15 protein-coding genes are annotated in these 12454 nt (G+C 73.4%); 5 read left to right on the top strand and 10 right to left on the bottom strand.

Going from position 1 to position 12454, the window contains the following annotated elements; translation table 11 throughout:
- Positions 1 to 7: 7 nt before the first annotated feature.
- From OG898_RS23805 to OG898_RS23795, 3 genes are all read right to left on the bottom strand, one after another.
- Positions 8 to 424, bottom strand: coding sequence for a VOC family protein (locus OG898_RS23805; protein WP_250744657.1), 417 nt, complete (start codon positions 422 to 424; stop codon positions 8 to 10).
- Between the two features lie 10 nt (positions 425 to 434).
- The gene (locus OG898_RS23800) at positions 435 to 866 is read right to left on the bottom strand and encodes a helix-turn-helix domain-containing protein (RefSeq protein WP_250744656.1); all 432 of its coding nucleotides are present in this window, start codon (positions 864 to 866) and stop codon (positions 435 to 437) included.
- 74 nt (positions 867 to 940) lie between these two features.
- Positions 941 to 1369, bottom strand: coding sequence for a DUF5997 family protein (locus OG898_RS23795; RefSeq protein WP_266959110.1), 429 nt, complete (start codon positions 1367 to 1369; stop codon positions 941 to 943).
- A gap of 37 nt (positions 1370 to 1406) precedes the next feature.
- On the opposite strand from OG898_RS23795, the gene OG898_RS23790 reads away from it, so the two are divergent.
- The gene (locus OG898_RS23790; RefSeq protein WP_250744654.1) at positions 1407 to 2186 is read left to right on the top strand and encodes a LysR family substrate-binding domain-containing protein; all 780 of its coding nucleotides are present in this window, start codon (positions 1407 to 1409) and stop codon (positions 2184 to 2186) included.
- Between the two features lie 200 nt (positions 2187 to 2386).
- On the opposite strand, the gene OG898_RS23785 is transcribed toward OG898_RS23790, so the two are convergent.
- A complete protein-coding gene (locus OG898_RS23785; RefSeq protein ID WP_266959108.1) occupies positions 2387 to 2845 on the bottom strand; it encodes a hypothetical protein in 459 nt (152 codons plus the stop codon).
- A gap of 159 nt (positions 2846 to 3004) precedes the next feature.
- Here OG898_RS23785 and OG898_RS23780 point away from each other — a divergent pair, with 159 nt between their 5' ends.
- A complete protein-coding gene (locus OG898_RS23780; RefSeq protein WP_266959106.1) occupies positions 3005 to 3598 on the top strand; it encodes a carbohydrate-binding module family 14 protein in 594 nt (197 codons plus the stop codon).
- A gap of 12 nt (positions 3599 to 3610) precedes the next feature.
- Here the strand turns inward: OG898_RS23780 and OG898_RS23775 are convergent, their stop codons facing one another.
- The 3 genes from OG898_RS23775 to OG898_RS23765 are packed head-to-tail and all read right to left on the bottom strand — an operon-like array spanning position 3611 to position 6474.
- The gene (locus OG898_RS23775; protein WP_266959104.1) at positions 3611 to 4384 is read right to left on the bottom strand and encodes an N-acetyltransferase; all 774 of its coding nucleotides are present in this window, start codon (positions 4382 to 4384) and stop codon (positions 3611 to 3613) included.
- A gap of 49 nt (positions 4385 to 4433) precedes the next feature.
- Positions 4434 to 5009, bottom strand: a complete 576-nt coding sequence (locus tag OG898_RS23770) for a histidine phosphatase family protein (protein WP_250744650.1) — start codon at positions 5007 to 5009, stop codon at positions 4434 to 4436.
- A 31-nt stretch (positions 5010 to 5040) separates the two neighbouring features.
- Positions 5041 to 6474 carry a PLP-dependent aminotransferase family protein gene (locus OG898_RS23765; RefSeq protein ID WP_250744649.1) on the bottom strand — a complete coding sequence of 478 codons (1434 nt, stop codon included), beginning with the start codon at positions 6472 to 6474 and terminating at the stop codon, positions 5041 to 5043.
- On the opposite strand from OG898_RS23765, the gene OG898_RS23760 reads away from it, so the two are divergent.
- A complete protein-coding gene (locus OG898_RS23760) occupies positions 6473 to 7417 on the top strand; it encodes a DMT family transporter (RefSeq protein ID WP_266959101.1) in 945 nt (314 codons plus the stop codon). The two genes, OG898_RS23765 and OG898_RS23760, sit on opposite strands and share 2 nt — an antisense overlap.
- Positions 7418 to 7457: 40 nt before the next feature.
- Complete coding sequence (locus tag OG898_RS23755; RefSeq protein ID WP_250744647.1) at positions 7458 to 7655, top strand: DUF1918 domain-containing protein; 198 nt, start codon at positions 7458 to 7460, stop codon at positions 7653 to 7655.
- 94 nt (positions 7656 to 7749) lie between these two features.
- On the opposite strand, the gene OG898_RS23750 is transcribed toward OG898_RS23755, so the two are convergent.
- Positions 7750 to 9009, bottom strand: a complete 1260-nt coding sequence (locus OG898_RS23750; protein WP_266959099.1) for a glycoside hydrolase family 10 protein — start codon at positions 9007 to 9009, stop codon at positions 7750 to 7752.
- Between the two features lie 155 nt (positions 9010 to 9164).
- On the opposite strand from OG898_RS23750, the gene OG898_RS23745 reads away from it, so the two are divergent.
- The gene (locus tag OG898_RS23745; RefSeq protein WP_250744645.1) at positions 9165 to 10058 is read left to right on the top strand and encodes a 3-hydroxybutyryl-CoA dehydrogenase; all 894 of its coding nucleotides are present in this window, start codon (positions 9165 to 9167) and stop codon (positions 10056 to 10058) included.
- A 50-nt stretch (positions 10059 to 10108) separates the two neighbouring features.
- On the opposite strand, the gene OG898_RS23740 is transcribed toward OG898_RS23745, so the two are convergent.
- On the bottom strand, positions 10109 to 10639 hold the full coding sequence (locus OG898_RS23740; protein ID WP_250744644.1) for an NUDIX hydrolase: 531 nt from the start codon (positions 10637 to 10639) through the stop codon (positions 10109 to 10111).
- A gap of 101 nt (positions 10640 to 10740) precedes the next feature.
- Positions 10741 to 12078: a transcriptional regulator gene (locus OG898_RS23735; RefSeq protein ID WP_250744643.1), complete on the bottom strand. Its 1338-nt coding sequence runs from the start codon at positions 12076 to 12078 to the stop codon at positions 10741 to 10743.
- Positions 12079 to 12454 lie beyond the last annotated feature (376 nt).

Below are 12454 nucleotides of genomic sequence, written 5' to 3'. Positions count from 1 at the left end.
TTCGGCGTCAGCTGCTGCGGGGCTGGTTGAAGCGGAGCATGTTGCCGGACGGATCGCGGAAGGCGCAGTCGCGGACCCCGTACGGCTGGTCGACGGGCTCCTGGAGCACCTCGGCGCCGGTGGCCCGAATGCGCTCGAACGTCGCGTCCACGTCGTCCGTCGCGAAGATCACCCCGCGGAGCACGCCCTTGGCCAGCATTTCCGCCATCGCCTGCCGGTCGGCCGGCGAGGCGCCGGGGTCGGCGAGCGGCGGTTCGAGCACGATCTCCACGTCGGGCTGCTCGGGCGAGCCGACGGTCACCCAGCGCATCCCCTCGAAGGCGACGTCGTTGCGCACTTCCATGCCGAGGGCGTCACGGTAGAAGGCGAGCGCCTTGTCGTGGTCGTCGACGGCGATGAAGCACTGCGAGAGCTTGATGGTCATGCCCCCGACGCTACGACGCGGCCGCGGATCCCGCTCCCCTGTTGCCCGCGGAGTTCCGTACGGGCCGGGTGAAGACCTTGGCGACGCACGCCGGGATGGCGGCGCCGGCCTCGTGCCGACGGGCCCGGTAGGCGCTGGGGGTCTCGCCGACCAGCTCCGTGAAGCGCGAGCTGAACGACCCCAGCGAGGTGCATCCGACCGCGAAGCAGACCTCGGTCACGCTCAGGTCGCCCCGGCGCAGCAGCGCCTTGGCCCGCTCGACGCGGCGGGTCATCAGGTAGCTGTACGGGGTCTCCCCGAAGGCCGCCCGGAAGCTGCGGGAGAAGTGCCCGGGCGACATGAGGGCGACGGACGCCAGCGCCGGTACGTCCAGCGGCTCGGCGTAGTCGCGGTCCATCACGTCCCGGGCCCGCCGCAGCCGCACCAGGTCCTCGATCGTCACGCGCACCAGCATCTCACGGCCGGTGCGGGCCCAGAGGGGCCGAGGGTGCGCAGAGGGTGCGCGGAAAGGGCTGACTACTTCCCGGTCTTCTCGGCGGCCTTCGCGGCCTTCTCCGCCTGCATCTGCTTGATGCGGACGGTCTCCTTGCGGACGTCGGCCTGGGTGGCGCGCTCCTTCGCGAGCCACTCCGGCATCTCCTGCTTCAGGGCCTCGATCTGCTCCGTGGTGAGCGCCTCGGTGACACCGCCGCGCGCCAGACCGGCGATCGAGATGCCGAGCTTCGACGCGACCACCGGACGGGGGTGCGGGCCGTTGGCCCGGAGGTCCTGCAGCCACTGGGGCGGCTCGGCCTGGAGGGCGGTCAGCTCGGTGCGCGAGACGACACCCTCCTGGAACTCTGCGGGGGTGGCCTCGAGGTACACACCCAGCTTCTTCGCCGCAGTAGCGGGCTTCATGGTCTGGGTGGTCTGGTGCGACGTCATGGGGTCAAGGGTATCGAGCATGTGCGCCACCTCCGACCACGGCCGGTAATCTGGCCGGGTGACAGACTCCCGGACACCCCCCTCGTTCCAGCTCGCATACGTCCCCGGGGTGACTCCCACGAAGTGGGTCCGGATCTGGAAGGAGCGTCTGCCCGACGTTCCGCTGACCCTCGTCCAGGTCGCTCCGGCCGAAGCCCCCGCCCTGCTGCGCGGCGGCGGCGCCGACGCCGGGTTCGTCCGGCTGCCGATCGACCGTACGGACCTCAGCGCGATCCCGCTCTACACCGAGACCACGGTCGTCGTGATCCCGAAGGACCACCTCATGGCCGCGACCGAGGAGCTCTCGATCGCGGACCTGGCCGACGACATCGTGCTCCACCCGCTGGACGACACCCTCGAATGGGAGCAGCTGCCGGGCAAGGCCGCGCTCCAGCGCCCGGAGACCACGGCCGATGCGATCGAGCTGGTGGCCGCGGGCATCGGGGTGCTGGTCGTGCCCCAGTCGCTCGCGCGGCTGCACCACCGCAAGGACCTCACCTACCGCACCCTGCTGGACGCTCCCGAGTCGCGCGTCGCGCTGTCGTGGCCCGAGGCGGACGAGACTCCGGACCTGGTCGAGGAGTTCATCGGGATCGTGCGCGGGCGGACCGTCAACAGCTCGCGCGGACGCGGCCGCACCCAGCCCGAGCCCGAGCAGAAGAAGGCGAAGCCGGCGCGGAAGCCCGCTCCCCGCACGGGAGGCAAGCCGGCCGCCAAGAACCCGCGGTCCGGGGCCCCCAAGGGCGGCAAGGCCACGGCCAAGTCCACCGGCAAGCGCGGAAAGCCCCGGGGCCGCTAGGGCCTGTCGTCAAACTCCCGTCTGCCTCGCGACGCCTGGCACGCGCTCTCGCCGCACCGGGCGAAAGCCAAGTACGTCCAGTACGCGGGCTTCCGCCCGGCGCACCGAGAGCACGCACCAGACGCCGCAAGGCCGCCCTTCGGGCGACGACGGGAGTTTGACGACAGGCCCTAGGACGCGCAGCCGGACTCCCGCCCGGCTCAGCCGCCGAGCAGGTGGACGAGGGCCGTCAGCGAGCCGATCGCGGGCAGCACGCCGATGGTCACGGCGGCGAAGCCGAAGACTGCGGCCGGGGTCGCGTACGCGCGCGGGTCGGCGAAGTTCGCGCACAGCAGGAGCAAGGAGGAGGGCAGGAAGACCCACGCCCCCTCCAGGAAGCCGAAGAGCGACCACCCGAGCAGGACGACCGCGAGGACCACGCACGCGGTCATGAACCGGGCCCGGTGCGCGCGCAGGACCGCGGGCACCGCGAGCAGGAGGGCCGGGGCGATCAGCACGAACGGCGACAGCCCCGCCTGGAGCATCTTCACCACGGGCGGCACCGGGAGGATCAGCGCGACCAGCGCGATCCGCTGCTGCCACGGGTGGGCGGCCGGCGTCCCGTGCGCCCCGGCGGCGCCGTCCGCCGCTCCCCGGCCGGGCGACAGGATCTCCGCCATGCCTGCCCCCTCCGGCCGCACCCACTCGACTTGAACGCGTTCAAGCTAGCGGATATTCGCACTCCCTGGCGATGCCCCGAGAGCATTGCGCCCGCCACACGGCCGTCCCTATAGTCACTTCGTATTCATTTCGTCACAGTGAGTGAGCTGGGGGCAAGGGTGTTACGTATCGGCAAGGGTCCGGCCGGCAAGGGATGGGCCGCCTCGTTCGCCGCGCTGGCCGCCGGGGCGGTCCTCGCGCTGGGAGTGGGGGCCGCACCCGTGAGCGCCGCCGAGGGCTCGTGCGCCGGCGGCGCCACCGGGCGGCTGCCGCGACTGCAGGACCAGCGGTTCTACGTCCAGTGCGCGGGCGGGGTCGCCACGGTCGTGCCCTGCCCCACCGGGCAGGTCTACGCTCCCGGCACCCAGCTCTGCGAGGCGCCGGAGCTGGTGCGGCCCGCCGTGGCCACGCTCACCACGGCCGGCCCGGCGAAGCTGAACGGGCTGCTCTTCGGGGTCAAGAACCTCAGCACCACCGTGCGGATCGCGGACGCCCCGGCCGGGCTGGACGGCGTACCGGTCACCTTCACCACCGTCGGCGGCCGGACCCTGTGCACCGCGGTCACCGACCAGTTCGGAGCCGCCCGCTGCGACACCCCGGCCCGGCTGACGATCCCGCTGGACGAACTCCTGCGCGGCTACCGGGCCACCTACGCGGGCACCGGAGGGATCTACCTCCCCTCCTCCGCCACCGCCCCCATCGCGCTCCTCTAGGAGACCGGGCGACTAGCCGAGCGGGTGCCGGACCCAGACGTTCGGCTCCACGTAGACCGCGAAGCCCTGCTCCGGTTCGCAGTGGACCGGGGACAGGGCGCCCGGAACGCGGACCGGGCCGGCCGCGTCGAAGGGCAGGCCGGTCCACTCCCGCCACTGCGCGACGGAGCCGGTGATCGTCATCGACAGCGGGGCCACCGAGTCGATGACGCCGCCCGCCCGCACGTGGACCCGTAGCCACGGGTCGTGCGGGAGGCCGTCCTCGCGGGTGCGGTACGCGTACTCGTGGATCGAGGTGCCCGGCTCGGCCGGCTTCCCGCTGGGCCGCACCGGCGCCACCACCTCGGCGAAACCGCGTGCCCGGGCGTTCTCCCGCATCACGGCGAGCATCCGGCCGGACAGGCCCTCGCCCTGCCGGTCGGTGGCGACGCTGATCTCGATCGCGCTCACGGTGTCGGGCTCGACCCCGCGCCGCTGGTCCGAGAAGGCCCACATCAGGATCCGGTCCCAGCCCTGCGCGGGGAGCACCCCGTCGCGGCCCGGCGCGTGCTGCGCGAAGGGCACGCTGAAGCCCCGGGCGACCACGACGTCGCCGTCCGTGGCGATCAGGACGTACTCCGGGAACTCGGCCACCATCCGCGGGTACAGCAGCCAGGCCAGCGCGTCGTGCTGGGCGAACTCGGGCCACGAGTCCTTCATGTCCCAGAGCCGGGCCGCCAGTTCGGGCCGCTCCGCGAGCGTGGTGATCCGTATGCCCGCGCCGCCGATGTCTGTGATCTTGTGCATGCCCGCAGGCTAGGCACCTCCCACCTGCGGCTCAACCGATTTAGCCGGCTCAGACGGGGGCCTGGAGGGAGAGGTGCCAGCTCCGCGGCCGGCCGGCGAGGGTGAGCGTGGACAGGGGGCGGACGTCCACGTTCCAGTAGGTCAGCGGTGGCGCGTTCAGCGCGTACACGAGCGCCGCCCGGACCACCGACGGCTCCGCCACCGCCACGATCGCTCCCCCGTCGTCGGCCGGCCGGGTGTCGAGCCAGCCGCCGATCCGGGAGATGAAGGCGAGCAGGGACTCCCCGCCGTGCGGCGCGGCGTGCGGATCGCTCAGCCAGAGGTCCACGGCCGCGGGATCACGGGCCGCCACCTCGGCCAGGGTGAGTCCGCGCCAGTACCCCATGTCGCACTCCCGCAGGGCGGGTTGCGCCATCGGGGCGTAGCCGAGGGCGGTCCCGGTGGCCCGGCTGCGCGAGGTCGGCGAACAGTAGCGGAGCTCGGCCGAGCCCAGCGGCACGAGCCCGCGCGCGGCGGATTCCACCGCGCGCCAGCCGTCCACGTCGAGGGGGCGGTCGTCGTCGAAGCGCTCGGCGAGCAGCGAGGTACTACGGGCTGCTGCGACTAGCGAAACCCGAACATGCATGCGGCGATGGTGATCCGCGTGTCGCAGGAGGTCAAGCGTCGAGACGAAGCCCGGACCGCAGCCGCCGGACGGCCTCGGTCAGTTCGCCCGCGCCGGACACCCCGGCGAAGCTCAGCCGGACGAACGGACCGGGCGGTTCCGCGCAGAAGTACGGCCGTCCCGGCGCGACCGCGACCCCGGCGCGCAGGGCGGCCGCCACGAAGGCCGCGTCGTCGCCGCCCCCGCCGGGCCGCGCCCACAACTGGTAGCCGCCGCGGGGCGGATGGGGCACCTCCAGCTCCGGCAGCTCGCGGCGCAGCGCCCCCGCGAGGACGTCCCGGCGGTGGCGCAGTTCGGCGGCCACGGTCCTGAGGTGGCGCGGCCAGGCGGGTGCGCCCACCAGTTCCAGGGCGGCCTCCTGGAGGGGCCGGGGCACGAAGAAGGTGTCCACGACCTGGATGGCGCGCAGCCGGTCGAAGACCGGGCCCCGGGCCGCCAGCGCGCCCACGCGCAGGCTGGGCGAGGTGACCTTGGTCAGGGACCGCACGTGGACGACCACCCCGTCCGGGTCCTCGGCGGCGAGCGGCGCGGGCAGCGGGCCCGAGTCCTCGTGGGCCAGGGACCGCGCGTAGTCGTCCTCCAGCACGAACGCCCCGGCGGCGCGCGCGATCCGCAGGACCTCTCCCCGCCGCTCGCCGGACAGTACGGACCCCGTCGGGTTCTGGAACAGCGGCTGGCATACGAACACCCGCGCCCCGGTGGCCTCGAAGGCGGCGGCCAGCAGCTCCGGCCGGACCCCGTCCGCGTCCACCGGGACGGGTACCGGCCGGCAGCCCGCGGCCCGCGCGAGGGCCAGCAGCCCCGGGTAGGTCGGGGATTCGACGAGGATCGGCGCCCCGGGCGGGGCGAGCGCCCGCAGCGCGGTGGCGAGCGCACTCTGGCCGCCCGCGGTCACCAGCACGTCCGCGGCCGCGACCGCCCCGCCGATCTCCCGCGCGAACCAGTCCCGCAGCTCCGGCAGCCCCTCCACGGGCGGCCGCCCCCACACCCCGGGCCGCCGGCCGGCCCGGGCGAGCGCCGCCGCCATGGCCCGCTCGGGCTGGAGCGCCTCGTGCAGGTAGCCGCTGTGCAGCGGGATGACCCCGGCGGGCGGGGCGGCCAGGGTGACCAGCACCCCGGAGGCGTCCACGGAGCGCGGGACCACCTCGCCGGAGTCCTCGGCGCTCAGGGCGACGGCCTGCCACGAGGTGTCGCCTGGCTCCTGGGTGTGCGTACGGGGCTGCGCGCGGTAGACCCCGGCTCCGGGGCGGGTGACCACCAGGCCTTCGGCGGCGAGCTGGGCGAGGGCCCGGGAGACGGTGACGGGACTGACCCGGTACTGCTCGACCAGAGCCCTGCTCGACGGGAGCTTTCCACCCACCGAGTAGCGGTCCAGCTCGACTCGAAGGGATTCCGCCAGTTCCGCCACACTGCTACGCTCGTACATGACAGCACAGAATAGCGCTACTCTCCCCAACGCGATAGCAGTTCGAGGAACCGACGCCCGTCGGCCCGCCCTCGGGGGCACCACCCTCGCCGCGGCCGGAGTCGTCGCCTTCTCGCTGACCTTCCCCGGCACCGCCTGGGGCCTGGAGAGCTTCGGCCCCTGGTCCCTGTTCGGCCTGCGCTGCCTGCTGGCGGGCCTGACGGCCGGCGCCTTCCTGCTGGCCCTGCGCGTCCCGGTGCCGGCCCGCGCCCACTGGGCGGGGCTGGCGGTCGTCGCCGTCGGCGTGGTCGTCGGCTTCCCTCTGCTGACCACCCTGGCCCTGCAGACCTCCACCACCTCGCACGCCGCCGTGGTGGTCGGCCTGCTCCCGCTCACCACCGCGGTCGTCTCCTCGCTGCGCACCGGAGCCCGGCCCTCGCGGCGGTTCTGGGCCGCGGCCGTCGCCGGAGCGGTCGTCGTGCTCGGCTTCACCGTGGCCCAGAGCGGCGGCGCCCTCTCGGCCGGAGACGCCTTCCTCTTCGCCGCGCTGCTGGTGTGCGCGGCCGGGTACACCGAGGGCGGACGCCTGGCCCGGCTGCTGCCCGGCTGGCAGGTGATCGCCTGGGCGCTGGTGGTGTGCCTGCCCATCGGCCTGGCCGGCTCCGCGCTCGGGCTCGCCTACGAGCCGGTCGAGTTGACCGGCCGCGGAGTGGCCGGGCTGGTCTGGGTGGCGGTCGGCTCCTCCTTCCTCGGCCTCTACGTCTGGTACCGGGGCATGGCCGAGATCGGCGCGGCCCGCGCGAGCCAGCTCCAGCTCGCACAGCCACTGCTGACCCTGCTGTGGTCGGTGCTGCTGCTCGGCGAGCAGCTGTCCCCGGCCGCGCCCGTCGCCGCCTGCGCGGTGCTCGTCTGCATCGCGGTGACGCAGCGGCCCGATGGGCCAAAAAGGGGCCGAACGACCTAAACTGCTAGCACCGGATCGGACCGCCACCGAGGAGGTCAGCATGCGCGCGACCGAGGGCGACCAGCTGGTTCAGCACGGCAGGATCGTGGGCCAGCACGACAAGGTCGGTGAGATCACCCAGGTCCTGGGAGAGAACGGCACCCCTCCCTACCGCGTCCGCTTCACGGACGGACACGAGGCCGTCATGTCCCCCGGCCCCGACTGCGTGGTGAAGCACCCCGCCGACCACGACCACTGACGGGCTGCCCTAGGGCCTGCCGTCAAACTCCCGTCTGCTTCGGGCGACGACCGGAGTTTGACGACAGGCCCTGGTCCCCCCGAAGACGGTCGGGTCAGCGCGGTGGCACGGCCACCGCCGTCGGATAGTGGTCGGCGACGACCCGGGCCATCGCCCCGTTGGGGTCCGCGTCCACCTGCTTCGCCGAGAAGTAGACGTGGCCGCGGACCTCCGGGTATCCGGCGGCGAACCGCAGGTGCCGGGACAGCTCGCGCGGATCGCGCCAGGCGGCCGTGGAGCTCTGCGCGTCGCAGCGGTACAGCGCCTCCCCCACGTAGAGCTGGACGCGGGTGCCGGCGACGGTCCGCGCCCACCAGGGGACGATGGCGGCGTAGTCGGCGGCCGGGTGGCCGATCTGCCAGTACGCCTGGGGCACGATGTAGTCGATCCAGCCCTCGCGCACCCACTTGCGGGTGTCCGCGTACAGGTCGTCGTACGTGCCGACGCCCGCCTGGGTCGGCGAACCGAGCGGATCGCGGTCGGAGTTGCGCCAGACGGCGAAGGGGCTGATGCCGAAGCGCGTCGCGGGGCGCAGCGCCCGCAGCCGCTCGGACATCTCGCGGACCAGGGTGTCGGTGTTGTGCCGGCGCCAGTCGGCGCGGGTCGCGAAGGCCCGGCCGTACTGCTCGTAGGCGGCGTCGTCGTCGAAGTCCCGGCCCTCGACGGGGTACGGGTAGAAGTAGTCGTCCCAGTGCACCCCGTCCAGCGGGTAGCGGGCGACGGCGTCGAGCATGGCGTCCTGCACGAAGCGGCGGACTTCCGGCAGCCCGGGGTTGTAGTACAGCTTGCCGCCGTAGGGCACGGTCCAGCCCGGGTTGCGCCGGGCAGGGTGCCCGGGGACGAGCAGGCTCCGGTCGGTGTGGTTGGCCACCCGGTACGGGTTGAACCAGGCGTGCAGTTCCAGCCCGCGGGCGTGCGCTTCGGCGACCGCCGTGCCGAGCGGGTCCCAGCCGGGGTCGACCCCCTGCTCGCCGGTGAGCCACTGCGACCAGGGCTCGCGCGCCGAGGGCCACATCGCGTCGGCGGTCGGCCGGACCTGGAGGATCACCGCGTTGAGGCGGCGGGCGACGGCGGTGTCGAGGAGGCCCAGCAGCTCGGCGCGCTGCTCCCGCGCGGAGAGCCCGCTCTGCGAGGGCCAGTCCACGTTCTGCACGGAGGCGACCCACATCCCGCGGAACGCCGGCGTACCCGCTCCCTCCTTCTCGCCTGCCCCGCCCGCCTCCGGCCGCCCGACCGCTCGCGCGGGGGCCGCGGCCACGGCCGCCAGCACCCCCACCGCGGCGGCCAGCATCCCCCGCCTTCCGATGGACACCATGTGACGACTCCGTTCCGCTCCGTGACATTGCCTCGTGTCCGCCCAGCATGCCCGCCCCGGCACGACACGCCGGGCAACGACGGGGGTAACGTCGGGGGGCGTGGCGGGCGCCGGAACGCAGTTACCACTGCACGAGTACGGGGGACCCGCGATGGATGAGCAGCGAAAGGCACGATGTGACGGACCTCCCAGACGACATCGCACGCGTCGGCGTAGTGGGCTGTGGCCAGATGGGCGCGGGCATCGCGGAGGTGTTCGCCCGCAGCGGTCTTGAGGTGATGGTCGCCGAGACCACCGGCGAGGCCCTCGAACTCGGGCGCACCCGCCTGCACTCCTCCCTGACGAAGGCCGCCGAACGCGGCAAGATCAGCGAGGAGGAGCGGGACGCCACCCTGGCCCGCCTGTCGTTCACCACCGACCTCGGCGAGTTCGCCGACCGCGACCTCATCATCGAGGCCGTGGTCGAGAACGAGCAGGTCAAGACGGAGATCTTCCAGGTCCTCGACCAGGTGATCACCCGCCCGGACGCGATCCTCGCCTCCAACACCTCCTCGATCCCGCTGGTGAAGCTGGCCGTCGCGACCTCGCGTCCCGACCAGGTGATCGGCATCCACTTCTTCAACCCGGCCCCGGTGCAGCAGCTCGTCGAGCTGATCCCGGCACTGACCACGAGCGACGAGACCGTCAAGCGCGCCGAGGCCCTGGTCGCGAAGGTGCTGGGCAAGCATGCGATCCGCGCCCAGGACCGTTCCGGCTTCGTCGTCAACGCGCTCCTGGTCCCGTACCTGCTGTCGGCCATCCGGATGTTCGAGTCGGGCATCGCGAGCCGCGAGGACATCGACAACGGCATGGAGCTGGGCTGCGCCCACCCCATGGGCCCGCTCAAGCTCTCCGACCTCATCGGCCTGGACACGATCGCCTCGATCGCCGACTCGATGTACTCCGAGTACAAGGAGCCCCTGTACGCCGCTCCCCCGCTGCTCCAGCGCATGGTCGACGCCGGCCGCCTGGGCCGCAAGACCGGCTCGGGCTTCTACCCGTACGGCTGACCCCGGCGACCGGCCCGTACGACTGATCCGTACGGGCGGCCGCCCGCGGCTCAGCCGAGCCGCAGGTGATGCAGGAGCAGCAGCCCGGCCGCCATGTTGGCGGCCGGGATCTCGCCGCGCGCGATCATGTCGGGGACCAGCTTGAGCGGTACCCACTCGCGGCGCGAGGACTCGAAGTCGTCCTCGGGGTGGCCCACGTACGTGGCCCCGTCCGCCCAGTACAGGTGGTGGCGGGCGTCGGTCAGCCCGTTGGACGGCTCGACGGTCATCAGGTGGTGCAGGGGTCCGGGCCGCCAGCCCGACTCCTCCTCCATCTCGCGGGCGGCCGCCCGCTCCACGGACTCCCCGTCCTCGACGACCCCGGCGGGCAGTTCCCAGCCCCAGCTGTCGGTGATGAAGCGGTGGCGCCACAACAGCAGCACCTCGTTGGCCGCGTTGACCGCCGTGGCGACGGCGACCGGGCGCAGCCGGATGACGAAGTGGTCCAGGTGCCGGCCGTCGGGGAGCTCCACATCGGCGAGATTCACGTCGAACCAGCGGTTCGTGTACACGGTTTGCTCACTCAGGTTCATCCACTGCACGGTTCTGCCACCTTCCGATCGAGTAGGTGGCAACATGGCAGCAGTTCACCCCGGCCCAGGGGAACGCGCAAAGGGCGGCGCAGAGAACGCCACGGGGGATGTCACAGCGGAACGCGCAGCGCCCCGTCGATGAGTTCGGCCGTCTCCTGCGCACCCGAACAACCGCTGGTCAGCAACTGTTCCCGGACCGCCCGCAGCCGGTCGCGCAGGCGCAGCGACTCCATCCCCTTGGCCCGCTCGGCCATTTCGGCCGCCGAGGCCACCGCCTGATCGGCCTCGCCCTGGCGCAGCTGGATCTCGCACAGCATCGCGAGCCGGTGCACCCGGCCCCGGTCGTGCGCGGGCGTCCCGACCGCCGCCGCGGCCTGCTCGTGGGCCCCCCGCAGATCCCCCATCCCGAGCAGCGCCTCGGCCACCTGTACGTTGACCAGCCCGGGCTGCACGTACCCCGTCTCGTCCGGCTCCGTGCCGGGCCGGATCCGCTCCGCCGCCGCCTCGGCGTTGCGGATGCAGGCCAATGCGGCTGCCGTATCTCCGAGTTGGGCGTAGGCCTTGGCCTGCATGGCGTACAGGTCCGCGGCCAGGGCCGGGGTGGTGTGCCGGCCCGCGGCGCGCAGGGCCGCCTCGGCGAAGGCCACGGCCTGGCGGAACTCCCGTAGGTGCAGGCACTGGTTGACGATCAGCGCGATCACATAGGCCCCGAGCCCCCGGTCCCCGCTCGCCTTGGCCAGCCTCAGCGCCTGGTGGAAGTAGCGCTGGGCCAGCCCGTGCGCGTCCGAGTCGTACGCGCAGATCCCTGCCACGGCCACCAGGGAGCCGCCGGCCCGGTGCAGGCTGCGGCCGAGGCCGTCGGAGTAACTGCCGCGCAGCATGGGGGCGGTCTCGGTGCCGAGGAAGCGGACGACCCGGTCGCGGGTGGCCACGCCGCCGGCCCTGCGGTACATCAGCTCGTAGTGCGCGCGGGCGGCCTTGAGGATCTCCACGTGCTCGGGTCCGACGCGGGTCGGCCCCGCGCGGGACACGTCGGCGTCCTCCGGCGGGTTCTCCCACTCCCACACCGGGATCACGGCGGGCGTACCGGTGACGACCCCGGCGTCGGGCCCATGGCGGCCGTTGCCGTCGGAGCGCCACAGGGCGGCCGCCCGGTCGACGAAGCCACTGAGCGGGGACCCGTTGGGATCGGCGGGCTGCCCCGGCACCCCGAACCCGACGTCGTCGAGGGAGAGCGGCCGCCGCAGCCGGCCCCCGATGACCTCGCAGATCAGGTCCGGGACCTGTCCGCGCGGGCGCTGGCCCTTCAACCACCTTGTCACGGCGGTGTGTTCGTACCTCAGGGCGAGTCCGCGGGTGCGGCCCGCCTGGTTCACGTGCGCGGCGAGTCCGGCGTGGGACATGCCCGCCTCGGCGAGGAGGGCGTCGAGCAGGGCGTTGGGCTGCATGGGCCCCTCCAAGGGCTCGTCGCCACCAGGCTAGTGGGTGCGGGCTTCACACGGGGTGTGAACGGAGTACGCGCATAAATGCGATACGCACCCTGCCGCGGAGGCCCGTACGGGCGCTTCACTTAAGGGCCTCGCCAAGAGGTAGCTCGGGTCGTCGGCTCCCCCTCGTACAGTGCGACGACCCGTCAACCGCGCCGCCCGTCCTGTTGTCTGCCCGACACTCCACGGCAGGCGGGCGGCGCGCTTCGGCTCCGCCGGGTCCTGGTTGGTCGCCGGGCCCCGGCCGAGCCGGACCGAGCGCGGGCCGGGCCCACCCACCGGGCCCGGCCCGCGTGGTCCCCCCTCCGGCCGCGGACGCCCGCGCCCCAGCCGCACG

Source organism: Streptomyces sp. NBC_00193, assembly GCF_026342735.1.
GTDB classification, from domain to species: Bacteria; Actinomycetota; Actinomycetes; order Streptomycetales; family Streptomycetaceae; genus Streptomyces; species Streptomyces stoeckheimensis.
The sequence above is the reverse complement of the archived record's forward strand: the minus strand, read 5'-3'. Positions and strand labels throughout refer to the sequence as shown.

Bases quoted from the DNA above. Each gene is read 5' to 3' on its own strand.
- OG898_RS23775 (WP_266959104.1), bottom strand. From the start codon at position 4,384: ATGCACAAGATCACAGACATCGGCGGCGCGGGCATACGGATCACCACG.
- OG898_RS23755 (WP_250744647.1), top strand. From the start codon at position 7,458: ATGCGCGCGACCGAGGGCGACCAGCTGGTTCAGCACGGCAGGATCGTG.
- OG898_RS23760 (WP_266959101.1), top strand. From the start codon at position 6,473: ATGACAGCACAGAATAGCGCTACTCTCCCCAACGCGATAGCAGTTCGA.
- OG898_RS23805 (WP_250744657.1), bottom strand. From the start codon at position 424: ATGACCATCAAGCTCTCGCAGTGCTTCATCGCCGTCGACGACCACGAC.
- OG898_RS23750 (WP_266959099.1), bottom strand. From the start codon at position 9,009: ATGGTGTCCATCGGAAGGCGGGGGATGCTGGCCGCCGCGGTGGGGGTG.
- OG898_RS23735 (WP_250744643.1), bottom strand. From the start codon at position 12,078: ATGCAGCCCAACGCCCTGCTCGACGCCCTCCTCGCCGAGGCGGGCATG.
- OG898_RS23795 (WP_266959110.1), bottom strand. From the start codon at position 1,369: ATGCTCGATACCCTTGACCCCATGACGTCGCACCAGACCACCCAGACC.
- OG898_RS23765 (WP_250744649.1), bottom strand. From the start codon at position 6,474: ATGTACGAGCGTAGCAGTGTGGCGGAACTGGCGGAATCCCTTCGAGTC.
- OG898_RS23745 (WP_250744645.1), top strand. From the start codon at position 9,165: ATGAGCAGCGAAAGGCACGATGTGACGGACCTCCCAGACGACATCGCA.
- OG898_RS23770 (WP_250744650.1), bottom strand. From the start codon at position 5,009: ATGCATGTTCGGGTTTCGCTAGTCGCAGCAGCCCGTAGTACCTCGCTG.
- OG898_RS23785 (WP_266959108.1), bottom strand. From the start codon at position 2,845: ATGGCGGAGATCCTGTCGCCCGGCCGGGGAGCGGCGGACGGCGCCGCC.